The following is a 3173-nucleotide window of genomic DNA, read 5'->3' as shown; positions in this document are numbered from 1 at the left end:
GACCACAGCTGCATTCAAGGTGGGGTTATGGGTGCCGACAAGCTTTGTGGCGGGCTTTTCCAGCGTGACTTCACGTCCTATTACGTCTGTGATCACGATTGGATTGTCAGTTTCTTCAATGACCTCAGTTGTGATCGGCATGATGCATGAACTGAGCAAAAGCATGACAACCAGGGTTAGAGGGAAAACCAATTTTTTTGTATGTTTTAACATAAAAAAACTCCTGTTCCAGAAATTTGGATAATTAGTACTCAATAATTGAGCACCGTTCGATTCTACCATCAAAATATGATTATGACACATTTTTCTACAAATTTGTTTGACTGAATTTGGTAGAAGCCAATTATTTGAAAATGCAGTCAAAATCGTGATTGATGTGTGAAGCGTTTTTTGATAGAAGACTTTCTGCAGGTGGAGTAGTTTTCCCGCTTAAATAAGAGCGGAGAGAGTGGGATTCGAACCCACGATAGGTACAAGACCTATAACGGTTTTCGAGACCGCCCCGTTCGACCGCTCCGGCATCTCTCCAGATAGGAAGGCAATTATACCCGAGGGTAGAGAATTGGTACAATTTGACTATTCCTCTCGAACAATTTTCTTTTGTAAAAAATGTCAACAAATGAAACCTCAACCTTAGTTAATTTAGTGTATAATTTTTACAGACAGTTAGGAGGTATATATTATGAACGAATTGTTTGGTTCGGTAATCAACTTTAGTGACACCACTACTACGGCTCACGCCAGTAAGATGATTTCCCAAGGTGAAGAGTGCTATGGCGATTGTTGTGACAACTGTGATTGTTATTGCGAAAGATATTGCGATGATGATGGCGACGACGACTAGATAATTTCATTTTCTTCTTATCTACGCCCAATTCTTGCGCTCAACTAAGCGCTTCTTGACAAAACAACTAATTTTTCCGTTTTCCTTATCAATTTTGGATAAAGATGTTGTTAACTATTGTCGTTAAATAAATTACAGAAAACTATGACTTCAAGATTGGATGGAATTATGACTAGTCAAGCTTTATGTGTTGATTATGAAAAGGTTTCGGATGATCTGTGGCTGCTTTCGAGAAATAACATGACGATTGCATTCTCTCCGTTGAGCAGATTGGCGTTTGAAGTATATCCGCAAGGAATAGATGCAATCCATTCTCATTTTCGTGGTAACCTAAATCCCTTAATCGAGAAATTCTTATCAGAAAATGGATTTTATATAAAATTCAAAATAGAACACAAATCTGAGAATGAGCAGTTTTCACCCAAAGGTGTTGTTTTATCATTGACGTCAGGGTGCAACCTTAATTGCATTTATTGTTATGCGGATGCAGGAACGAAAAACGTTACTATGAAAGAAGGCATTGGGAGAATGGCAATAGACTACGCCATGAAAAACTCTCAAGAATTACTAAGGAGTAAATCCCGAGTATTTTTCCATGGAGGTGGTGAAGCAATGGTCGTTTGGCCATTAATGAAAAAGTTAACCGAATATGCTGCAGATAAATATAAGACGATGGTTAGGTTTAGTGCAGTTACAAATGCTACTCTAATTACTCCAAAACGCGCTGATTGGTTGGCTCACCACAAATTTCGATTAACTGTGTCTTTAGACGGTCCACAAATTGTTCAAGATTACCAAAGGCCTACTCGCAATACTTTGAGTTCGTTCGATCTGTGCTACAGTGGTTTGAGGCTGTTATATGATCGACAAATAAACTTTGGTATCCGAGCCACAGTAACAAGCGTTAGTTCAGAATATGTTGAAGACCTAGTAAGAATTGCTTCAGATTTTAAATGTGGATTAAAGTTAGAACCTTTTACCGCTGTTGGTAGAGGACAAGAATGTGACGAACAACTTGGTATCACTCCGTACCAATTTGCTAAAACTTTCTTACGAGCTGAGAACTTAGGCAGACGATTAGGAGTCAATGTTGTAACTTCGTCTCTTAGAGTTGATACTCCAGGTGAAAATTTTTGTGCTGGAAATGGGTCGATGTTCTTAGTAACCCCAACAGGCGATATCTCCTCATGTTCGAGAACAACACAGGTGGATGATGTTACATCCAACACATTTTTTATAGGTAAGATTCAGAACAACGAGGTTTATATTGACGTAAAGAGAGTGATTGAGTTGAGGAAATTAATACCAGACAACTTTGAAGAATGTAATGATTGTTTTGCTAAGTACTATTGTAGAGGTGGTTGTCACAATACCAGAGTGTCTTTCGACGGTAAACCTAATGAATCTCATTGTATATTAGCAAGATGGTTCTTATGGCTTACTCTTTATAGAGGCATTTTTTCTCTTCTCAGTGATGGTGTTATGTATTAAGAATAATAGCCCAAAAACCTCGAAGTTTGTTTGCATAAAAACTAGGAGAATAATACTTGCGTTATAGGTTAGGAGGTGAATTATGGAAGTGCTGTTTGGACTTGTAAAAAATATTAATGAATGCACGACCCCAAACATCGAATTTATTGCCTCAGTCAAAGATTGTATTTGTGAAGAAGATGAGTGTATAGATGAGTGTATATGTGATGGAGACTGTTACGATAGCGACTGTTCATGTGATGGGGACTGCCAAGATGATGATTAGTTATCTTACAACTAGCTATTTGCTTCGCGGTTATCCCGTCACAATATTAGTTCTTCAACACTAAACTTTAGGTCTGGAAGAACCGAGAGTCAACCTTTTACTTGTTTTGTGATACGGTTTTTTCAAACAAAACTATAGATGAGAAGTTGCTAATATTTGTGTAAGTATCCATGCCTACACGTCCTCTGAACCCAAGAATCGGGTGAGAATAATGACTAAGCCCTTAAGTAAGGTTCAGATATGAATTGCATCAAAAAGGTATGCTAAATTAGCCACGTCAACAACTCAAGGAAGATTGATCTATCCTGTTTGTCAACATTGAAAGGTCGGCATATTCTACAACTCAAATGTCTGGGCTTTATCGGCAAAAACCGGCACAGGCAGTTCGGGATATTCCGCAAGTTTATCTATTAACGCGCTGGCAGCATCCTTTTCACCATGAACAAGGATCAGATTTTCAAGCGTGTCCTTGCTTGAAAGCGCATAATCGATCAATAATTTTTGCCCGGCATGCGCGCTGAGCCCGCCTATGGTCACAACTTCAGCTTTCCGAAAATATTCCTCACCAAAGAT

General features: G+C 38.6%; 4 protein-coding genes and 1 tRNA gene. 2 read left to right on the top strand and 3 right to left on the bottom strand.

Going from position 1 to position 3173, the window contains the following annotated elements:
* On the bottom strand, window positions 1-213 hold a 213-nt coding region (locus KO361_05325), incomplete at its 3' end, for a hypothetical protein (GenBank protein ID MCC7574987.1).
* Between the two features lie 227 nt (window positions 214-440).
* Window positions 441-528, bottom strand: a tRNA-Ser gene (locus tag KO361_05320).
* Between the two features lie 484 nt (window positions 529-1012).
* Here KO361_05320 and KO361_05315 point away from each other — a divergent pair.
* Both KO361_05315 and KO361_05310 read left to right on the top strand, forming a co-directional pair.
* A complete protein-coding gene (locus KO361_05315) occupies window positions 1013-2335 on the top strand; it encodes a radical SAM protein (GenBank protein MCC7574986.1) in 1323 nt (440 codons plus the stop codon).
* Between the two features lie 191 nt (window positions 2336-2526).
* Window positions 2527-2664, top strand: a complete 138-nt coding sequence (locus tag KO361_05310; GenBank protein ID MCC7574985.1) for a hypothetical protein — start codon at window positions 2527-2529, stop codon at window positions 2662-2664.
* A gap of 272 nt (window positions 2665-2936) precedes the next feature.
* Here KO361_05310 and KO361_05305 read toward each other — a convergent pair.
* Window positions 2937-3173: MBL fold metallo-hydrolase (locus tag KO361_05305; protein ID MCC7574984.1), on the bottom strand; the 237-nt coding region annotated here is incomplete at its 5' end.

This window comes from Candidatus Woesearchaeota archaeon (assembly GCA_020854775.1).
Taxonomy (GTDB): Archaea; Nanobdellota; Nanobdellia; order Woesearchaeales; family 21-14-0-10-32-9; genus 21-14-0-10-32-9.
This window is presented reverse-complemented; position numbering and strand designations above follow the sequence as displayed.